General features: G+C 71.2%; 19 protein-coding genes. 13 read left to right on the forward strand and 6 right to left on the reverse strand.

Going from position 1 to position 19000, the window contains the following annotated elements:
- Positions 1 to 54 precede the first annotated feature (54 nt).
- On the forward strand, positions 55 to 1203 hold the full coding sequence (hppD, locus tag OTB20_RS26590) for a 4-hydroxyphenylpyruvate dioxygenase (RefSeq protein ID WP_267821187.1): 1149 nt from the start codon (positions 55 to 57) through the stop codon (positions 1201 to 1203).
- A 109-nt stretch (positions 1204 to 1312) separates the two neighbouring features.
- On the opposite strand, the gene OTB20_RS26595 is transcribed toward hppD, so the two are convergent.
- On the reverse strand, positions 1313 to 2812 hold the full coding sequence (locus OTB20_RS26595; RefSeq protein ID WP_267821189.1) for a tetratricopeptide repeat protein: 1500 nt from the start codon (positions 2810 to 2812) through the stop codon (positions 1313 to 1315).
- 96 nt (positions 2813 to 2908) lie between these two features.
- Between OTB20_RS26595 and OTB20_RS26600 the strand changes: the two genes are divergently transcribed.
- Positions 2909 to 4363, forward strand: a complete 1455-nt coding sequence (locus tag OTB20_RS26600) for an FAD-binding oxidoreductase (protein ID WP_267821190.1) — start codon at positions 2909 to 2911, stop codon at positions 4361 to 4363.
- A 55-nt stretch (positions 4364 to 4418) separates the two neighbouring features.
- Here OTB20_RS26600 and OTB20_RS26605 read toward each other — a convergent pair whose 3' ends face one another.
- Positions 4419 to 4898 carry an SsgA family sporulation/cell division regulator gene (locus OTB20_RS26605; protein ID WP_267821191.1) on the reverse strand — a complete coding sequence of 160 codons (480 nt, stop codon included), beginning with the start codon at positions 4896 to 4898 and terminating at the stop codon, positions 4419 to 4421.
- A gap of 277 nt (positions 4899 to 5175) precedes the next feature.
- Between OTB20_RS26605 and OTB20_RS26610 the strand changes: the two genes are divergently transcribed.
- On the forward strand, positions 5176 to 6630 hold the full coding sequence (locus OTB20_RS26610; RefSeq protein ID WP_267821193.1) for an RDD family protein: 1455 nt from the start codon (positions 5176 to 5178) through the stop codon (positions 6628 to 6630).
- Between the two features lie 98 nt (positions 6631 to 6728).
- Positions 6729 to 7493: an RDD family protein gene (locus OTB20_RS26615; RefSeq protein WP_267821194.1), complete on the forward strand. Its 765-nt coding sequence runs from the start codon at positions 6729 to 6731 to the stop codon at positions 7491 to 7493.
- A gap of 67 nt (positions 7494 to 7560) precedes the next feature.
- Here OTB20_RS26615 and OTB20_RS26620 read toward each other — a convergent pair whose 3' ends face one another.
- Positions 7561 to 7848 (reverse strand): hypothetical protein, encoded by a 288-nt coding sequence (locus tag OTB20_RS26620; protein WP_267821196.1) that lies wholly within the window; start codon positions 7846 to 7848, stop codon positions 7561 to 7563.
- Positions 7849 to 8363: 515 nt separating this feature from the next.
- Between OTB20_RS26620 and OTB20_RS26625 the strand changes: the two genes are divergently transcribed.
- Together OTB20_RS26625 and OTB20_RS26630 are read left to right on the forward strand one after the other, a co-directional pair.
- Positions 8364 to 10769 (forward strand): immune inhibitor A domain-containing protein, encoded by a 2406-nt coding sequence (locus OTB20_RS26625; protein ID WP_267821198.1) that lies wholly within the window; start codon positions 8364 to 8366, stop codon positions 10767 to 10769.
- Positions 10770 to 10880: 111 nt separating this feature from the next.
- Entirely contained in the window at positions 10881 to 11204 is a 324-nt protein-coding gene (locus OTB20_RS26630) for a hypothetical protein (protein WP_267821201.1), read from the forward strand.
- Positions 11205 to 11264: 60 nt separating this feature from the next.
- Here OTB20_RS26630 and OTB20_RS26635 read toward each other — a convergent pair whose 3' ends face one another.
- The 3 genes from OTB20_RS26635 to OTB20_RS26645 all read right to left on the reverse strand — a co-directional run bounded on the left by OTB20_RS26635 (position 11265) and on the right by OTB20_RS26645 (position 13883).
- A complete protein-coding gene (locus OTB20_RS26635; protein WP_267821203.1) occupies positions 11265 to 11627 on the reverse strand; it encodes a hypothetical protein in 363 nt (120 codons plus the stop codon).
- 167 nt (positions 11628 to 11794) lie between these two features.
- Complete coding sequence (locus OTB20_RS26640) at positions 11795 to 12394, reverse strand: nicotinamidase (protein WP_267821205.1); 600 nt, start codon at positions 12392 to 12394, stop codon at positions 11795 to 11797.
- Between the two features lie 160 nt (positions 12395 to 12554).
- A complete protein-coding gene (locus tag OTB20_RS26645; protein ID WP_267821207.1) occupies positions 12555 to 13883 on the reverse strand; it encodes a nicotinate phosphoribosyltransferase in 1329 nt (442 codons plus the stop codon).
- Between the two features lie 81 nt (positions 13884 to 13964).
- On the opposite strand from OTB20_RS26645, the gene clpS reads away from it, so the two are divergent.
- From clpS to OTB20_RS26675, 7 genes are all read left to right on the forward strand, one after another.
- Positions 13965 to 14279 carry an ATP-dependent Clp protease adapter ClpS gene (gene clpS / locus OTB20_RS26650; RefSeq protein ID WP_267821209.1) on the forward strand — a complete coding sequence of 105 codons (315 nt, stop codon included), beginning with the start codon at positions 13965 to 13967 and terminating at the stop codon, positions 14277 to 14279.
- Positions 14279 to 14893, forward strand: a complete 615-nt coding sequence (locus tag OTB20_RS26655) for a DUF2017 domain-containing protein (RefSeq protein WP_267821211.1) — start codon at positions 14279 to 14281, stop codon at positions 14891 to 14893. The genes clpS and OTB20_RS26655 overlap by 1 nt, the downstream gene beginning before the upstream one ends.
- 317 nt (positions 14894 to 15210) lie before the next feature.
- Entirely contained in the window at positions 15211 to 16638 is a 1428-nt protein-coding gene (locus OTB20_RS26660) for an amino acid permease (RefSeq protein ID WP_267821213.1), read from the forward strand.
- Positions 16639 to 16793: 155 nt separating this feature from the next.
- Positions 16794 to 17216, forward strand: a complete 423-nt coding sequence (locus tag OTB20_RS26665) for a M67 family metallopeptidase (RefSeq protein ID WP_267758384.1) — start codon at positions 16794 to 16796, stop codon at positions 17214 to 17216.
- 99 nt (positions 17217 to 17315) lie between these two features.
- Complete coding sequence (locus tag OTB20_RS42535; protein WP_323182362.1) at positions 17316 to 17423, forward strand: putative leader peptide; 108 nt, start codon at positions 17316 to 17318, stop codon at positions 17421 to 17423.
- A 98-nt stretch (positions 17424 to 17521) separates the two neighbouring features.
- Complete coding sequence (locus OTB20_RS26670; protein WP_267758383.1) at positions 17522 to 17809, forward strand: MoaD/ThiS family protein; 288 nt, start codon at positions 17522 to 17524, stop codon at positions 17807 to 17809.
- Positions 17809 to 18759, forward strand: coding sequence for a PLP-dependent cysteine synthase family protein (locus tag OTB20_RS26675; RefSeq protein WP_267821215.1), 951 nt, complete (start codon positions 17809 to 17811; stop codon positions 18757 to 18759). Before OTB20_RS26670 ends, OTB20_RS26675 begins: the two co-directional genes overlap by 1 nt.
- Positions 18760 to 19000 lie beyond the last annotated feature (241 nt).

Consider the following 19000-nt stretch of genomic DNA (forward strand, 5'->3'; position numbering starts at 1 on the left):
ACAGCGTAAATGGAAACTATTGCGCAGCTTGTAAAACGGCGGGACTCTGCGGTCATGACTGAGACCCAGCCGCTCGACGCCCCGCGTACCGCCGCCAAGGCCGATCCCTTCCCCGTCAAGGGCATGGACGCGGTCGTCTTCGCCGTAGGCAACGCCAAGCAGGCCGCGCACTTCTACTCGACCGCCTTCGGCATGAAGCTCGTCGCCTACTCCGGACCGGAGAACGGCACCCGTGAGACGGCCAGCTACGTCCTGACCAACGGCGCCGCGCGCTTCGTCCTCACCTCGGTCATCAAGGCGTCCACCGACCGTGGCCGCTTCCTCGCCGAGCACGTCGCCGACCACGGCGACGGGGTCGTCGACCTGGCCATCGAGGTCCCGGACGTCGAGGCGGCGTACGCCTACGCCGTCGAGCACGGCGCGCGCGGCCTGGACGAGCCGTACGAGCTGAAGGACGAGCACGGCACGGTGCGGCTGGCGGCGATCGCCACCTACGGCCAGACCCGGCACACGCTGGTCGAGCGCGGCGACTACTCCGGCCCCTACCTGCCCGGCTTCGTCTCCGTCGAGCCGATGGTCGCGCCCCCGGCCAAGCGCACCTTCCAGGCCATCGACCACTGCGTGGGCAACGTCGAGCTCGGCCGGATGAACGAGTGGGTGGCGTTCTACAACAAGGTCATGGGCTTCACGAACATGAAGGAGTTCGTGGGCGACGACATCGCGACCGAGTACTCGGCGCTGATGTCGAAGGTCGTCGCGGACGGCACCCTGAAGGTGAAGTTCCCGATCAACGAGCCGGCGATCGCGAAGAAGAAGTCGCAGATCGACGAGTACCTGGAGTTCTACGGCGGCGCCGGCGTCCAGCACATCGCGCTCGCCACGAACGACATCGTCGCCACGGTCCGGGCGATGCGCGCGGCCGGTGTGGAGTTCCTGAACACCCCGGACTCCTACTACGACACCCTCGGCGAGTGGGCGGGCGAGACCCGGGTCCCCGTCGAGATCCTGCGCGAGCTGAAGATCCTCGTCGACCGCGACGAGGACGGCTACCTGCTGCAGATCTTCACGAAGCCGGTCCAGGACCGCCCGACGGTCTTCTTCGAGATGATCGAGCGGCACGGGTCGATGGGCTTCGGCAAGGGCAACTTCAAGGCCCTGTTCGAGGCGATCGAGAGGGAGCAGGAGAAGCGCGGCAACCTCTAGGAGGTTGCGGGAACCGGCGCGGGCGCCTCAAACGCCGGCGGGGCTGAAAGATCGCCTCAAACGCCGGCGGGGCTGGAATTTCCAGCCCCGCCGGCGTTCCTGTGCGGGCTCAGCGCCCCGACGGCTTCGGCTTCGGCTTGGCCACCGGCTTCGCCTTCGGGAGTTCCGGGGCCACCCACGGGGTGGTGGGCTGCATGTTCTCCGGCCCGCCGGCCGCCGGCTTCCCGATCGCCGCCAGCGCGTCCTTCGCCAGCGGCCCCCGCACCGGCGAGAACCGCGGGTTCGTCCGCAGCGCCTCCTCCAGGTGCCGCCGCGCCCCGGCCTCGTCGCCGAGGCCCCGCTCGATCACCGCCCGGTGGTACGAGAACTCCGCGAGCCGCAGCCCCTGCTCCGTGGCCTTCTTCGCGTACTCCAGCGCCGCCGTGTCATCGCCCGTCCTGTGCAGCGCCCAACCCAGCGCGTCCGCCACCTGCATGTTCTTGTGCCGGGCCCACTCCGCCGTGAGGCGCCGTACGGCCGCCGCCGCGTCGCCGTGGTCCGCCTCGAACCGGCCCAGGAGCAGTTCCTCGCTGACCCCGCTCCGGGCGGCCTGCGCCGCGAGCCCGTCGTACACCACCTTGGCCTCCTCGCCCCGGCCCAGCGACTCCAGCAGCTCGCCCAGCTCCAGCGACAGCGACGCCGCCGGCGCCCGTCCCAGCGCCAGCCGGTAGTCCCGTACCGCCTCGCCGCCCCGTCCCAGCGCCGCCAGCACCCGCGCCCGCCCGCCCTGCGCCTGCGCCTGCGCCGGATCGGTGCGCAGCGCGGCCTCGTACTGCCGCAGCGCCTCCGCCTCGTCGCCGCGCTCCCACGCCAGCTCCCCGAGCCGGAACAGCACGTACGCCTTCTCCGCCGGGGCCTTCGCCGCGCCTCCCGCGTGCTCCATGGACATGGTCGCGTCCTCGCGCCAGCCCCGGTCCCGGTACACCTGCGAGGCCTTCATGAACGCCGCCAGCCCCGGCCGCAGGTCCACCAGGCGCTCCATCGCCTTCTCCGCCGCCTTGTAGTCCCCGAGTCCGGCGTACGCGTCCACGAGCACCGGGTACGCCGTCCACCGCTTCGGCGCCTGGGCCCGTACGAGCTCGCCCCACTTCTTCCCGGTCCCGAAGTCCCCCCGGGCGTTGGCCAGCGTGCCCATGCCCGTCATCGCGTCGAAGTTGCCCTTCTCGACGGGGCGGAGCTCCAGCGAGCGCTTCAGCGCGCTCTGCGCCTTCGGGTACCAGGCGGGATCGGCCGTGCGCCGCGCCTGCTCCAGGTACGCCGATCCCAGCACCGCCCACGAGGCATCGTCGTCCGGGTGCCGCGCGACCCACTTCTCCCGGTCCGCGACCAGCGCGGACAGGTCCACCCCCGCCACCGGCGCACCCATCCCGACCGCCGCACGGGCCCGCTCACTGGGCCCCGGCGGGCGCGCGTCGTCGCCCGTGCGGGCCGGCCGGATCAGCAGGGCCCCGGCGATCAGGACCACCAGGGCCGCCGCCGCGACGAGCGTCTTGCGGCCGGTGAAGGTCACGGGCGGGGCAGCCTGCTGCTGCCTTTCCTGAGAGACGGGCGCCTCACGCATTAGGTCCATGGGGTCACTGTGCGTCAATATGAAGAGCTCGCCGAGGTGTCCGAAGGGCGTCGCGGGCGTGTTCACACCGATGGCCCCGACTGTCACCCTGGCACCATGGTTGACGACGTTTCCGCCCCGGACCACGCCCCGGACCACGCCCCGGACCACGCCCCGGGCCATGCCCCGCTCGACGCCCCCCTCGCCCCGCGGCTCCACGCGCTGCTCCTGGAAGGCCTCCCGCCCGAGGCCCTGCTGACGGACCCGCAGGTGACCGCCTCCTATGCCACCGACATGGCCAGCTTCTGCACCGCCGGCACCCCGGCCGCCGTGGTCCTGCCCCGGACCGTCGAACAGGTCCAGCACGTCATGCGCACCGCCCACGCGCTCCGCGTCCCCGTGGTCCCCCAGGGCGCCCGTACGGGCCTGTCGGGCGCGGCCAACGCCTCCGACGGATGCGTCGTGCTCTCCCTCGTGAAGATGGACCGGATCCTGGAGATCGACACCGTCGAGCGGATCGCCGTCGTCGAACCGGGTGTCGTCAACGCCGTCCTCTCGCGCGCCGTCGCCGAGCGCGGCCTGCACTACCCGCCGGACCCCTCCAGCTGGGAGCAGTGCACCATCGGCGGGAACATCGGCACCGCCGCCGGAGGTCTGTGCTGCGTCAAGTACGGGGTCACCGCCGAGTACGTCCTCGGCCTCGACGTGGTCCTCGCCGACGGCAGGCTCCTGAAGACCGGCCGGCGCACCGCCAAGGGCGTCGCCGGGTACGACCTCACCCGCCTCTTCGTCGGCTCCGAAGGCAGCCTCGGCGTCGTCGTCCGGGCCGTCCTCGCGCTGCGCCCGGCCCCACCCCGCCAACTCGCGCTCGCCGCCGAGTTCCCCTCCGCCGCGGCCGCCTGCGCAGCCGTCTGCGCCGTCATGGAGGCCGGCCTGACGCCCTCGCTGCTCGAGCTGATGGACCGTACGACCGTCCGCGCCGTCAACGCCCTCGGCAAGATGGGCCTGCCCGAGACCACCGAGGCCCTGCTGCTCGCCGCCTTCGACACCCCGCACGCGCCGGAGGACCTGGCCGCCGTGGGGGAGCTGTGTGCCGCCGCCGGGGCGAGCGCCGTCGTACCGGCCGAGGACGCGGCCGAGTCCGAACTGCTGCTCCAGGCCCGCCGGATGGCGCTGCCCGCCCTGGAGGCCCTGCGGCCCGCGACGATGATCGACGACGTGTGCGTACCGCGTACCCGGCTCGCCGAGATGCTGGACGGGACCGCGGCCATCGCCCGCGCGCACGACCTGCTCATCGGGGTCTGCGCGCACGCCGGTGACGGGAACACCCACCCCATCGTCTGCTTCGACCCGGCCGACGAGGACGAGACCCGGCGGGCCCGCGCGTCCTTCGAGGAGATCATGGCCCTGGGTCTCGAACTGGGCGGGACCATCACGGGGGAACACGGGGTCGGAGTCCTGAAGAAGGAGTGGCTCGCCCGCGAACTGGGCCCCGTGGGCCTGGAGATGCAGCGCGCCGTCAAGCACGCCTTCGACCCGGAGGGACTGCTCAACCCGGGCAAGCTCTTCTGATCCGGCGGCAGGCCGCGTACGGGCAGCCCGCGTACGGGCTCCCGCGCGCGGGCCGTCACAGCTCCCCGTCCGCCGACTCGTCCGACGGCCAGGGGCCGCGCATCCACAGCTCGTCGGCCGGTGTCGGGGCGAGCAGTTCGGCCAGCGCCGCGTCCAGGCCGAGCCGGTCGGCCTCGGTGCCCGGCGGCACGATCCGCAGGGTCCGTTCCAGCCAGGCCGACACCGATACGGCCGGGGCCTCCAGCAGGGCGTCGCCGTCGGGGGAGCTGAGCGCCATGCACAGGACGGCCTGCTGGCCGACCTTCGTGGGCCAGATCCGCACGTCCCCGTGGCCGCACGGGCGGAACACCCCCTCGACCAGCAGCTCGCGGGCGAAGGTCCAGTTGACCGGGGTGCTGGAGCCGGTGTGGAAGGTGATGTGCACGGCGTACGGGTCGTCCGTGAGGTACAGCAACCGGGCGGGCACGGGGACGCTGCGCTCGGGGGACAGGACCAGCTTCAGTTCCAGCTCGCGCTCGACGACGGGGTGGTGCATGGCGGCCTCGCTTCGGTACGGGGTACGTGCTCGGGCGGTGCGGGGGGCGACGAAGCCGCCCCACACCGGGAGAGAGCGGCGAAGTGCCCAGGTATGACGCGACTTCGCGAGACGTATCGAGGATTGGCCGGAATCTGTCGGCTGACCGGAATCGTGCGTAGGGGACCGCGTTCGCCCGAACGCTTGGATTCTCCCGTTACCGGACCTGTCGGGGGGCGGTTCTTGGCTATGGTCCACCCCTGCAGAAGCCTCAAACCAACGATCGGAGTTGGGGACATTGACGGCCTCCCCTGGTGACGGCGAGCACGCTGCCCGCGAGGGCTACTACCCCGATCCGTCCATCCCCGGGTACGTCAGGTTCTGGAACGGCCTGAACTGGGTTCCCGGTACGAGCCGCCCCGCGGTCCCGGCCGACGAGACGGGTCCCGTGTTCCTCGACCAGACCGGCGTGTCCGAGGCGCTGCGCGAGCCGGAACGATGGCCGGAGCCCGCACCCGAACCGGCCCCCCGCCCGGCCCCCGAGGTTTGGCCGGAGCCCGCCGCCGCCCGGCCGGAGCCCGCTCCCCGGGCGGAGCCCGAGCCCTGGTGGCAGTCCGATTCCTGGCGGGAGCCCCTTCCTCCGGAGGATTCCGGTCCCCGGGGCGACGGCGCTCCTCGCGCCGGGTCCGGCCCGTGGGGCGAGTCCGTCCCCGGGTCCGAGCCCGTGGAATGGCAGGCCGACCCCCTCCACCAGGCCGGTTTCGGCGGGCCGCGCGACCACCGGGTGCTGTGGGGCCACGAGCCGCCCGCGACCGCCCGCCCCGCCGGCATCTCGCTGGCCCGCACGCCGGTCCCGGCCCCCGCTCCGGCCCCCGAACCCCGGCCGGCCCCGGCCCCCGTGGCCGCCGCCCTGCCCGCGCAGGTGTCCGGCTCCGCCGCCCAGGGCGCCCTCGGCATCCTGTCGGCACCCTCCCCGGTCGCCGCGGCCGCGGCTTCGGCCCACGCGCCCGCTCCGGCCCCCGTGTGGCCCGCCGCCCCCGGTTCGCCGGGCGCGGACGCCGATCCGGTGGAGCGCCCGGCGGCGCCCGCTGCGGCCTCCGCCGCTGCGGCCTCCGCCGCTTCGGCTCCGGCCCCGGCCCCCGCCCCGGCCGTCCGGGCGGAGCCCGCCCGGCGCGTGACGCCCGTAACGCCGTCGGACCGCGCCGAGCGGCCTGCCGCCGCCGAGCGGCCCGCCGCGCGCCCCGTGGGGACCGGGCGGGCCGTGTTCGAGCGGATGGCGGAGCGGGCCGTGCGCCCCGCCGGGCTCCTGCGCCGCGCGACGGCCCGGCTGCTGGACTCCCTCGTGTACGCGGCCGTCGCGGCCGGCGTCGCGCTGCCCCTCCTGCCCGGGGCGACCGCGCACATCGAGGCCAAGGTGGACGCCGCCCGGGTGGGCGGCCGGACCACCACCGTGTGGCTGCTCGACGGGACCACCGCGGGCGGACTGGGCCTCGTACTGGGCGCCGTACTCCTCTTCGGCGTCTTCTACGAAGCCCTGCCCACCGCCCGTTGGGGCCGCACCCCGGGCAAGAAGCTGCTCGGCGTACGGGTCCTGGCCACCGCCACGCTGCGCCCGCCCGGCTTCGGCGCGGCCCTGCGCCGCTGGCTCGTGTACGCCCTCCTGGGGCTCCCGGGGGCCCTGTGGGCCCTCGGGGACCGTTCGCGGCGCCGGACCCTCCACGACCGCGCCGCACGGACGTACGTGGCCCGCTAGGCCATCCCTTCGCGGTCGGGCGTGCCCGGCCGCGATCGCGTCCCCCGAATGGACGCGCCCCCGTTGCGGACCGCTCCGGGCCGGGTTCGACTCGGGCCATGAGCACCGACCAGCCGCCGCCGGGCCAGCCGCCCGAGGACGACCCGTTCCTCAAGAAGCCCCAGGAACCGACGCCTCCGCCGTCGGGTGGTTCGCCGTACGGCTCACCGCCCGCAGGCGCCGGTGGAGCATTCCCGCCGCCCCCGCCCGGTGGCGGCGGGGGCTATCCACCGCCGCCCCCGCCCGGAGGAGGCGGCTACCCGCCCCCGCCGCCCCCCTACGGCGGAGGCGCGGGCGATCCGTACGGCGGTGGTGGCGGCCACGGCATGCCCGACCCGCTCGCCGGGATGCCGCCGCTCGCCGACTTCGGCAAGCGGCTCGCCGCGCGCGTCATCGACCTGCTGATCGTCGCCGTGCCGCTGTTCGTCCTCCAGCTGCTCGTCGGTGACCGCAACCGCTACACGGTCAAGACGAACGACGGCGAGGACGTCACCGAGGTCATCACCAAGTCCTACAGCGGCAGTGGCCTGGTCATGACCCTGATTTCGATCGTCGCCTACGTCGGCTACGACTGGTGGTTCGTCAAGAAGAACGGCCAGACCTTCGGCAAGAAGTGGATGGGCCTGCGCGTCGCCATGCTCAACGACGGCAGCGTCCCGAAGTCCAACGCCGCCCTCGGCCGCGCCGCGGTGCTCTGGCTGCCGACGCTGATCTGCTGCTTCTGCCTGTGGCCGATCGCTCTCGTCATCTCGATGCTCGTCGACAAGCCCTACAAGCAGGGCCTGCACGACAAGGTGGCCAAGACCGTGGTGGTCCAGGCCTAGCGGTACCCGGTCCGGCGCGCGGGCGGTCTCCCCACGGGGGAGGCCGCCCGCCGTGCTGTGCGCGCGCTCAGTGGTGCACCGGATGCTCGACCGGGGCCGGGGCGCCCGCCGCCACGTCCTGGGGGACGGTGTCGGGCACCGGCGAAGCGGTCCTCGTGCGGGTCGCCGCGTGCCGTCCGCGCCGGCGCGGCAGCGGGACGGTGAGCGCGACGAGGAGCCCGAGGGCGAGGGCGGCGGCGGAGATGACCGCGACGCCGAGTCCCGTACTCGTCTGCGAGAGCAGCAGCATGGCGATCGTCGACACGATGACGGTGGCGGACCCGTAGGCGAGCTGTGCGGCAGTCGGACGCGGCATGGCGATATCCGTCCTCGAGGCGGGAGGGGGAGTCTGCTCGACCCGGTCTGGCGCCGAGTGACTCTACGACGGTGGATGCCCGAGGGGAACTGTCAGTAAGCGCGACCTAACCCATGTGACGGGAAGCAGCGGAGCACAGGGGGCGCACGGGGGTCACCCCTGGGGCTCGGGTGTCGGCGAGGGGCGGGTGGGGAGGCCGATGGAAATCGGGCGGGTGGCCGGAGGGGGATCGAGGCGGATCGAGGCGGATCGCGTCGGATCGAGGGGGAATTGCGGGGAATCGAGAGGGATCGACAGAGGGCCGGAAGTGCCGTTCGTCCCCTATGGCCGTGGAACGTCCGAATAGCGGAACTCGTTGACCGCATAGTGCAGTTGTAAGGAACAAGTCAAGGTCTGTCTTTTCTTGCGACTCTCCGGTCAAATGTCGTCACTTGAGACGCGCGCCGCACGGAACCCCCCACTCCTTTGGAGACGTTCCGCACCACTTCGCGGCCGCGGGAGGGGAACGACTTCAAGTGACCAGCAACTCCGTCAGACGGCGTGCCCTGCGCGCCGCCGCAGTTGGCGTGACCTTGGCAGCGACGGCGGCCACCGGCGCCGCTTTCACCATGGCCCAGGCAGACCCCGGTGCGAAGGCGCCTGCCGCGGACCGCCAGGACCCGACCACTCCCTCCAAGGAGCAGGTCGAGCACGACCTCGAAGGCCCGTTCAGCAAGCAGCAGGAGCAGGCCAAGAAGGCTGCCCTGGAGCAGGTGCTCAGCGGGAAGAAGGGCGTCGAGCAGCGGGGCGCCTCCAAGGTCGTCAAGCTCGACGACAAGAAGTACGTCGAGCTCGGCCGCGAGAAGACCGACAAGATCTTCACGATCCTCGTCGACTTCGGCGACCAGGTGGACAACACCACCATGTTCGACCCGGACGGTGCGGGCCCCAAGCCCGCCGTGCCCAAGTACGGCGGCACCCCGGGCCCGATGCACAACCAGATCGCCCAGCCCGACCGTGCGACGAACAACAGCACGGCCTGGCGCAAGGACTTCAACCGCGCGTACTTCCAGGACCTGTACTTCGGTACCGGCGCCGGCAAGAACTCGCTGAAGACCTACTACGAGAAGACCTCCTCGGGCCGCTACTCGGTCGACGGCGAGGTTGCCGACTGGGTCAAGGTCCCGAGCAACGAGGCCCGCTACGGCTCGAACTACTGCGGCCAGAGCAACTGCGCCAACGTCTGGGACACGGTCAAGGACGGCGTGACCGCCTGGGCCGAGGGCCAGAAGAAGGCCGGCAAGACCGACGCCCAGATCAAGACGCAGCTGGCCCAGTACGACCTCTGGGACCGCTACGACTTCGACGGCGACGGCAACTTCAACGAGCCCGACGGCTACATCGACCACTTCCAGATCGTCCACGCGGGCGAGGACGAGTCGGCCGGCGGCGGCGTGCAGGGCACCAACGCCCTGTGGGCGCACCGCTGGTACGCCTACGGCACCGAGGCCGGCAAGAACGGCCCGGCCGACAACAAGGCCGGCGGCACCCAGATCGGCAGCACGGGCATCTGGGTCGGCGACTACACGATGCAGCCCGAGAACGGCGGCCTCGGCGTCTTCGCGCACGAGTACGGCCACGACCTGGGCCTGCCGGACCTCTACGACACCTCCGGTGGCGGCGAGAACTCGGTCGGCTTCTGGTCCCTGATGTCGGCGGGCTCCTGGCTCGGCAACGGCAAGGACTCCATAGGCGACCTCCCGGGCGATATGACCGCCTGGGACAAGTTCCAGCTGGGCTGGCTGAACTACGACGTGGCCAAGGCCGCGACGAAGTCCACCCACAAGCTGGGCGTGTCGGAGTACAACACGAAGGACAAGCAGGCGCTCCTCGTCGAGCTGCCGAAGAAGAAGGTCACCACCGAGATCGTCGCTCCCGCCGAGGGTTCCTCGCAGTGGTGGAGCAACATGGGTGACGACCTCAAGAACACCCTCACCCGCTCGGTCGACCTGACCGGCAAGTCCTCCGCGGCCCTGTCGCTTAAGGGCTGGTGGGACATCGAGGCGGAGTACGACTTCCTGTACACCGAGGTCTCCACCGACGGTGGCGCCACCTGGACCGCGCTGGCCGGCACCGCCGACGGCGTGAACATCCCGGTCGACGCCTCCAACAGCCCGTCGCTCACCGGCGTCTCGGGTGCCTGGAAGAACCTGAACTACTCGCTGAACGCCTACGCGGGCAAGAAGGTCGACCTCCGCTTCCGCTACCAGACGGACGGCGGCGCGGGCGGCAAGGGCTTCACGGGCGACGCGCTCAGCATCACGGCGGACGGCGCCACGCTGTTCACCGACGGTGCCGAGGCCGGCGACAACGGCTGGACCGGCAAGGGCTTCTCCCGCGTCGGCAGCGGCTTCACCAAGGAGTACGCGCAGTACTACCTGGCCGAGAACCGCCGCTACGTCTCGTACGACAAGACCCTCAAGGTCGGTCCGTACAACTTCGGCTTCACCAACACCAAGCCGAACTGGGTCGAGCACTACGCCTACCAGGACGGTCTCCTGATCTGGCAGTGGGACACCTCCCAGAAGGACAACAACACCAGCCAGCACGCCGGCTCCGGTCTGATCCTTCCGATCGACGCCAACGCCAAGCCGATGAAGTGGTCGGACGGCACCCTGCTGCGGAACAAGATCCAGCCGTACGACGCCGCCTTCAGCGCGTACAAGACGGATGCCTTCACCCTGCACAAGAACGGTGAGGCGCTGTTCCTCAAGCCGAAGCCCGCGAACCTGGTCTTCGACGACCACAAGGGCAAGTACTACTACGACGAGAACCCGACCGGCTCGGTGAAGGTCACTGACACCAACACCAAGATCAAGATCGTCAAGGAGACCTACGACGGTCTCGTCATGACGATCGAGGTCGGCCCCTCCGTCAAGTAATTCGGTAAAATCGCAGGTCAAAGCATGATCGGCCGTCGCCCTCTAGCGGGCGGCGGCCGTTCGCGTTTAGATGCGTGGGCTGAGTTCCTTATTGACGGGGGAGATGAAGACATGCCCGGTGGAGGTTTCGTCCGATTGCCAGGCGGCAGCGTGGTCGTCGCGCTCACGCTGCCCAGACCGCCCGCGGAAGGCGTCGTCGAGGGCGCCATCGAAGGCGGAAACGTCCGCGTGCTGGTGCACGCGGTGAACCGGGCCCGCGCCCTGACCAGGCTGCGGAACCTCGGAATGCGCGCCGTCTACCTGCGCGGCAACGCCCAGCCGCCCACCCCCGACGAGATCACCGCCGTCCTGCATCACCCCGACGGCCTGCTGTGGCGCTGCGCGCCGGACCGGGCGGCGGAGCTGTGGCACCCGATCAGGGCGCTGCTGGGGTGAGGTGACCGGCCCGGGGCTACCGGGCGGCCCAGACCGGGCGCGGGGGCCGCGGGAGGGGGCTCAGCCGAGCTCGAAGCCGAAGCTTCCGCCCACCCGTACGCCGTCCTCCTCGCGGACCGTCCACCAGCGCACGTTGTAGGCGCCCGCCGGGATCCGCTCGCCGCGGGTGTGCCCGAAGCTGTACGCCGGCGGCAGGGTCCGGCGCATCCGGAACTCCAGGAGCGGTTGGCCCGCCCGGGTGAGGACGTCGGCCCCGGCCCGCAGGGCCAGGCCCCCGGCGGGGTGGGCGGGCTCGCCCCGGCCCGACCAGACGAAGGTCGGCTGCCAGCCGCCTTCGGCGGGAGAGACACTGATCGTGCCGTGACCCCGCAGCGAGTGGCCCGGCGGGGTCCCGTCATCCGCCGGTCCGCTGAAACTGAACATCACAGATCGCCTCCTGTGGCGGGTGGTGCCGAGGTGGTGCCGGACGGTGCCGACCCCGGGCACGCTGCCACGTGGCGCGCTGCTCCGTACGTCTCCTTCGTACCGTTGACGGGATATCGCCCCCTGGTGTCCGGAGTGCCCCGGTGGCGCCCCGCCGGGGCCCGGTGTCAGCCGGCCACCACCGGGGTCCCGCTCAGCTCCACCCCGGCCTCCCGGAGCTCGGCCAGCGCGCGGGTCGTGGTGTGCGGGGCCACGCCGGCCGTCAGGTCCAGCAGTACGTGGGTACGGAACCCCGCGCGGGCCGCGTCCAGGGCGGTGGCCTTGACGCAGTGGTCGGTGGCGATGCCGACCACGTCGACCTCGGTGACCTGCCGGTCGCGCAGCCACTCCTCGAGCCCGCGGCCGTTCTCGTCCGCGCCCTCGAAACCGCTGTACGCGGCCTCGTACGCCCCCTTGTCGAAGACGGCGGCGACGGCTCCCGAGGCGACGGAGGGCGCGAAGTTCGGGTGGAAGCCCACCCCCTCGGTCCCGGCGACGCAGTGGACCGGCCAGGAGGTCTCGTAGTCCGGCTGGGCCGGGGGGTGCGCGAAGTGGGACCCGGGGTCGACGTGGTGGTCGCGGGTGGCCACGACGTGCCGGTACCCGGCGGTGGCCTGCCCGATGAGTTCGGTGATGGCGGCGGCGACGTCGGATCCGCCGGTGACCGCGAGGCTGCCGCCCTCGCAGAAGTCGTTCTGGACGTCGACGACGATCAGTGCGCGGTGCATGTCCGGTGCCCTTCGGCTTGGAGTGTGGTGCGACGGGGATCCCGCGGGGGCTCTTCCCCCGCCCCGCCCCTTCCCGAAACTGGGGGCTGCACCCGGGTGCGGACGCGCCGCCCCCGCACCCCGGGCCTCGACCGCGGCCGGGATCGCCCGGGGCGGGCGGCTACACGTACTCGGTCGGGATCACGGCCTCGCCGCGGGACAGCTGCGTGGCCGAGAGGGGGAGGCCCGTCAGGGCCTCGCGGTGGCGCTCCCGGGCCGCCTCCAGGGACTCGCGGGCCACCACCTCGCCCGCCTTCACCAGCTGGACGAGGAGCTGCGTGTCGGCCAGCGCGGCCGGCACCGGCCCGGTGCCGAGCACCTCGGCTTCCGCGACCCCGTCGGAGCCGGTCCGCCGGGCCGCCCACTTGCGCCCGCCGACGGAGGTCTTGCCGCCCGAGGACTTCTTCGCCACCGACACCAGCGGTGCCTTCGGGTCGGCGGAGGCCGCCCGCGCCACCAGCTTGTAGACCATCGAGCACGTGGGGTGCCCGCTGCCCGTCACCAGCTGGGTGCCGACCCCGTACGCGTCCACCGGAGCGGCCGCCAGCGAGGCGATCGCGTACTCGTCCAGGTCCGAGGTCACCACGATCTTCGTCTCCGTCGCCCCCAGCTCGTCCAGCTGGTCGCGCACCCGGTGCGCGACCAGCAGCAGGTCCCCGGAGTCGATCCGGACGGCGCCCAGGCCGGTCCCGGCGACTTCCACGGCCGTCCGGACCGCTTCCGCCACGTCGTAGGTGTCCACCAGCAGCGTGGTGCCGCCGCCCAGCGAGGCGACCTGGGCGGTGAAGGCGTCCCGCTCGCTGTCGTGCAGCAGGGTGAAGGCGTGCGCGCTCGTACCGACCGTGGGGATCCCGTACCGGAATCCGGCCGCCAGGTCCGAGGTCGAGGTGAATCCGCCGACGTACGCGGCGCGCGCCGAGGCGACGGCCGCCAGTTCGTGCGTGCGCCGGGCGCCCATCTCGATCAGCGGCCGGCCGCCGGCGGCCGAGGACATCCGGGAGGCGGCCGCGGCGATCGCGGAGTCGTGGTTGAGGATCGACAGGATCACGGTCTCCAGCAGCACGCACTCGGCGAAGCTGCCCTCGACGCGCAGGACCGGCGAGCCGGGGAAGTAGACCTCGCCCTCCGGATATCCCCAGACGTCGCCGGAGAAGCGGTACGAGGCGAGCCAGTCGAGGGTGCGGGCGTCGACGATGTTCCGCTCGCGCAGGAACTCCAGTACGGCGCCGTCGAAGCGGAAGTTCTCCACCGCGTCGAGCACCCGCCCGGTCCCGGCGATCACCCCGTAGCGGCGCCCCTCGGGGAGCCGCCGGGTGAACACCTCGAAGACGGAGCGGCGGTCGGCGGTGCCGTTGGCCAGCGCGGCCTGCAACATGGTGAGCTCGTAATGGTCCGTGAAGAGCGCTGTCGACGGCACGTCCACCGGCAGGCCCAGGTCCGCAGGGTTCATGCGACGGATGCTAGCGCACATCTCGTCAAAGTGACGAGATGTAGGGGCCCGTTTGTGCGACGGGCCACTGTCAGTGGCAGCATGGGACAAGTGAGTGTTGCTCCCGTTGAGATCGAACGCACCGAATCGTCCGAAGAGGCCTTCGCGGTCCCCGAACCCGACGTCCCGTGGGTGACCCTGGTGCACAACGACCCGGTCAACCTCATGAGCTACGTGACGTACGTGTTCCAGGCGTACTTCGGCTACTCCAAGGACAAGGCGAACAAGCTGATGATGGACGTCCACCACAAGGGTCGGGCGGTCGTCTCCAGCGGCAGCCGTGAGGAGATGGAGCGGGACGTGCAGGCCATGCACGGCTACGGCCTCTGGGCGACCATGTCCCAGGACCGCAACTGATGGGCGGCGTGTTCGAGCCCCTGAAGGGCGGCGGCGCCGGCATCGCGCTGGAAGAGGTCGAGGTCTCGATCCTGCGCTCGCTGGCCGTGCAGCTGCTGGAGCTCATCGGCCCCGGCGATCCGGAGCCCGAGCCGGACGCCGACCCGCTGGCCGCGCTCTTCGCCGCCTCCGACGGCCCGACCGAACCCCCTTCCGACCCGGCCCTCGCCCGGCTCTTCCCCGACGCCTACGGCGGCCCGGAGACCGGACCCGGCGCCGACGCGGAGGAGCTGCGGGCCCACTCGGCCGAATTCCGCCGCTTCACCGAGAACGACCTGCGCACCCGCAAACGGGAGGATGCGCTCGCCGTCGTACGCAGCCTGGACGGGCTCAGCCCGGCCGGTGACGGGGTGGCCGTCCTCGAGGTCGACGGAGAGCTGCGGCTGCGCTGGCTGGGCGCCCTGAACGACCTGCGGCTCACCATCGCGGCCCGCCTCGACATCACGGAGGACGACGAGAGCGCCGTGCTGTTCCGGCTGCCGGACGACGATCCGCGCAAGCCGATGGTGATGGCGTACCTCTGGCTCGGCGGTCTGCAGGAGACCCTCATCGAGACGCTCACCGGGACCCTCTGAGGATCCTCAAGCGCATGGGCCGTTCGCTCAGCGGACGCTCAAATCCGGATAACGATCAGATCACCACGGTGTGGTGATCTGATCTGTTTCAGGACCTCTGTCCTGTTTTTTTTGCGCCCTGCGTCACATTTTCTTCCCTCAAGCACCCGTAAGCACGTGATAAATCTTCACGACCGCCGACGGGGCGCCACCCATGCCCCCGGCCTGCTTGAACCGGCTGACCGCCGGCGTGCAACTCCATCCGTATCCGGGGGGATCGAGGACCCGATCCGCAGCCAGTCATGGCGCGGGTCGGCGTGGAGAAAGGCGCACCAGACATGACCTCCGTACAGGTCGACGAGCAGCAGCACGACACGACCGAGGGCAGCGGCGAGGGGTACCACCGCACCCTCGGCGCCCGCCAGATCCAGATGATCGCGATCGGCGGCGCCATCGGCACCGGCCTCTTCCTGGGAGCCGGCAAGGCCATCTCCAAGGCCGGCCCCAGCCTGATCCTGGCCTACGCCATCGCGGGCCTGGTCATCTTCTTCATCATGCGGGCCCTGGGCGAACTGCTCATGTACCGCCCGGTGTCCGGCTCCTTCTCGGACTACGCCCGCGAGTTCCTCGGGCCGTTCTGGGGCTACGTCACCGGCTGGACGTACTGGCTCTTCTGGGTGGTCACCGGCATCGTCGAGGTGACCGCCGCCGCGCAGTACATGGCGTACTGGACCCACGACAGCTTCCCGCAGTGGGCGTACGCGCTGATCTTCACCTTCGTCCTCTACGCCGCGAACCTGATCTCCGTGAAGCTCTTCGGCGAGCTGGAGTTCTGGTTCTCCATGGTCAAGGTCACCGCCATCGTCGGCATGATCCTGATCTGCGCCGGCATCCTCACCATCGGCTTCTCCGACGCCGCCGACACGGCGACCGTCTCGAACCTGTGGAACGACGGCGGCTTCTTCCCCAAGGGCCTCGGCGGCACGCTGATGACCCTGCAGATCGTGATGTTCGCCTTCCTCGCGGTCGAGCTGGTCGGCGTCACCGCCGGGGAGTCCAAGGACCCCGCGAAGACCCTGCCCAAGGCCATCAACACCGTGCCGTGGCGCATCGCCGTCTTCTACGTCGGCGCGCTGATCATGATCCTGTCGGTCGTCCCGTGGCACGAGTTCCAGCCCGGCGTCAGCCCCTTCGTCGCCGCCTTCGAGAAGATGGGCCTCGGCGTCGGCGCCGCGGTCGTCAACTTCGTCGTCCTGACCGCAGCCCTGTCCTCCTGCAACTCGGGCATGTACTCCACCGGCCGCATGCTGCGCGACCTCGCGCTCAACGGCCAGGGCCCGAAGGTCTTCACCAAGCTCACCAAGAGCGGCACCCCGCTCGCCGGCACCACCTTCTCCGCCGCGCTGATGCTGGTGGGCGTCTGGATCAACTACGTGGCCCCCGGCAAGGCCTTCGACTACGTCGTCTCCTTCGCCACCATCTCCGGCATGTGGGCCTGGATCATGATCCTGGTCTGCCAGATCCGCTACCGCGCCGCCTCCGACCGCGGCGACCTGCCGAAGTCGACCTTCCGCGCCCCCGGCGCCCCGCTCACGAGCTACTTCGCCCTGGCCTTCATCGGCATGGTGATCGTGATGATGGGCATCGACAAGGACGCCCGGGTCTCGCTCTACTGCGCCCCCCTGTGGGGCCTGCTGCTGGGTGTCTCCTACCTGGTGATGAAGTCCCGCGACCCGCGCGGAGCGGCCTTCACCAAGGTCTCGTAGCGCCCCCGAAACCGTGAGTCCCGGCCGCCTGCCACGGCCGGGAACCACGCGGCACATCGGCCACCGGCCCCCGGAACACGGGCCCGTGTCCACGATCCGGGCCCTCCCGTACCACTCCTCGGTACGGGAGGGCCCGTCTGCTTATCCTGTCGCTCATGCTGACCCTCACCCAGGCCCTCCACGACCAGATCGTCGCGCACGCCCGCCAGGACCACCCCGACGAGGCCTGCGGCGTGGTGGCCGGCCCGGCCGGTACGGACCGCCCGGAGCGGTTCGTACCGATGCTGAACGCGGCCCGGTCGCCCACGTTCTACGAGTTCGACTCGAAGGACCTGCTGAAGCTCTACCGCGATCTTGACGACCGGGACGAAGAACCCGTCATCGTCTACCACTCGCACACCGCGACCGAGGCCTACCCCTCGCGCACGGACGTCACCTACGCGAACGAGCCCGGCGCGCACTACGTCCTGGTCTCCACGGCGGACAAGGACGGTCTCGGAGAGTTCCAGTTCCGGTCGTACCGGATCGTCGAAGGTGTGATCACGGAGGAAGAAGTGCAGGTCGTAGCGGCCTACTGAGGCACCGGTATGGGGCTACTGCTCAGTATGTGAGCGATATTCGTCCACGATGTGGGATCACACTCCAAACCAGGGACCGGGAATCGTTAACATGACCGCATGGTTTCCCACGACGTGAGCATCGAGACGCCCGGCAGGCTGCTGCTCGTGGCGCGGCTGCACGTCGACCTGTGCCGCCTCGCCAGCGCCATCTGTACTGCCGCCTGAGCCCCGTCGGCCCCTGGCGGGCCGCGCGCTCACGCCCGCCTCAGCTCCGCCCGCGTTCGCTTCGCCCGCCCTTCCTCACCACCTGACTGGAGCCTGCCATGGCCATCGAGGTCCGCATCCCCACCATCCTCCGCACCTACACCGACGGCCAGAAGGCCGTCTCCGGTGAGGGCGCGACCCTGTCCGAGCTGTTCTCCGACCTGGAGAGCCGCCACAAGGGCATCCAGGAGCGCATCATCGACGAGGCCAAGGGCGGCGAGCTGCGCCGCTTCGTCAACGTCTACCTCAACGACGAGGACGTCCGCTTCCTCGACGGCATCTCCACCGCCCTCAAGGACGGCGACAACGTCACCATCCTCCCGGCCGTAGCCGGCGGATCGAAGTAATGCGCTACGACTCCCCCCTGGCCGCGGTCGGCAATACGCCGCTGGTGCTCCTGCCCCGGCTCTCGCCCTCGGACGACGTCCGCATCTGGGCGAAGCTGGAGGACCGCAACCCGACCGGCTCGATCAAGGACCGCCCCGCGCTCCACATGGTCGAGCAGGCCGAGAAGGACGGCCGGCTGTACCCCGGCTGCACGATCCTCGAGCCCACCTCGGGCAACACCGGCATCTCCCTGGCGATGGCGGCGAAGCTCAAGGGCTACAAGATCGTGTGCGTCATGCCGGAGAACACCTCGCAGGAGCGGCGCGACCTGCTGGCCATGTGGGGAGCCGAGATCGTCCCGTCGCCGGCGGCGGGCGGCTCGAACACGGCCGTCCGCGTCGCGAAGGAGCTCGCGGAGCAGAACCCCTCCTGGGTGATGCTCTACCAGTACGGAAACCCGGACAACGCGGGCGCCCACTACGCCACGACCGGCCCCGAGATCCTCACGGACCTCCCCTCGATCACCCACTTCGTGGCGGGCCTCGGCACCACGGGCACCCTGATGGGCGTCGGCCGCTACCTGCGGGAGCACGTGCCGGGCGTCAAGATCGTGGCGGCGGAACCCCGCTACGACGACCTCGTCTACGGTCTGCGCAACCTCGACGAGGGCTTCGTCCCCGAGCTGTACGACGCGTCGGTCCTCACGACCCGCTTCTCGGTCGGCTCGGCGGACGCGGTCACCCGCACCCGGGAACTGCTCCAGCAGGAGGGCATCTTCGCGGGCGTCTCCACGGGCGCGGCCCTCCACGCGGCGATCGGCGTGGGCCGCAAGGCGGTGGCCGCGGGCGAATCGGCCGACATCGTCTTCGTCGTGGCCGACGGCGGCTGGAAGTACCTGTCGACGGGCGTCTACACGGCGGCGACGACGGAAGAAGCGATCGAAGCCCTCCAGGGCCAGCTCTGGGCGTAGCCCGAGAGGCACCTCAAACACCGGCGGGGCTACTTATAGCCCCGCCGGTGTTTGAGACGCGGGGTCCGGGGGCGGAGCCCCAGGAGCACTTCAGCCCGTCCGGCGTTTGAGGACCGGGGTCCGGGGTCCGGGCAGCGCCCGGGGAACAGCGGAACCGGGGCCCCCGGACGGAGCCTGGGGGAGGGTAGGGGACTTCGCCCCGCGCAGCGGCACACCGCACCCCGACGACCACCCGCACAAG

The organism is Streptomyces sp. H27-H1, from assembly GCF_026627445.1.
Taxonomy (GTDB): domain Bacteria; phylum Actinomycetota; class Actinomycetes; order Streptomycetales; family Streptomycetaceae; genus Streptomyces.